This window comes from Pontibacter pamirensis (assembly GCF_010015475.1).
Taxonomy (GTDB): domain Bacteria; phylum Bacteroidota; class Bacteroidia; order Cytophagales; family Hymenobacteraceae; genus Pontibacter; species Pontibacter pamirensis.
This window is the reverse complement of sequence record NZ_SSNI01000121.1, coordinates 1-689: the sequence shown is the minus strand read 5'-3', so window position 1 is coordinate 689 and position 689 is coordinate 1. Positions and strand designations below refer to the sequence as shown.

Below are 689 nucleotides of genomic sequence, written 5' to 3'. Positions count from 1 at the left end.
CAGTAAAGGCTCCTCATCACGGGGAGCCTTTACTGTTCTATAACGTCAGTTATATAGGTTAAAGCCGCTGTATAAAATAAAAGTTTCTGTACAGCAAAACTCCCTCTTCTTTATAGTTTTTAAACTCCACAGTCTTTTAGCTTAGTTACCTGCTGACCCGCTATTCAATGTTTAGCACCCCAAAAAGCACTACGGCTCTACACACAAACAACAACCCTCCAAAGGAAAAGACCTGCCACCTCCTGAAGCCATGCTCCTTGCCAGGGCCTCCCCGGCGTAAGGCTGGCAGAGTATCTATTTCATTGAGAAGGGATATGGCCCCATGTGATGCAACAGCTACTACTCTTTCTTGGTCGCTGTTTAGGAATTGCAGTTTCACATAGCACATAGAGGGTGGACAGCTTGAGGGTCAGTTGTAGCAAGCAAGGCTTAAAGCCATCTTATTGCGCTGCTGTTCAGTTCCTGCCCGCCATCACTCCCCCGTCCACATCCCAGATGGACCCGGTTACCCAGGAGCTTTTGTCTGTGAGCAGGAAATGAATGACATTGGCAACATCCTGCGCCCGCCCGACTCTTCCTATCGGGTGAAAGGAATTGAACCCCTGCAGTGCCTCCTCTATTTTATCTTCCTCGATGAACGCAGCGTAGATAGGTGTCACCACCACTGCCGGGGAAACGGCGTTGACGCG

At 49.3% G+C, this 689-nt stretch carries 1 protein-coding gene; it reads right to left on the bottom strand.

The window, feature by feature from the left end; all coding sequences use genetic code 11:
- Window positions 1–455 precede the first annotated feature (455 nt).
- A partial coding sequence (locus E1919_RS27215) for an SDR family oxidoreductase (RefSeq protein ID WP_162056540.1) occupies window positions 456–689 on the bottom strand: 234 nt, incomplete at its 5' end.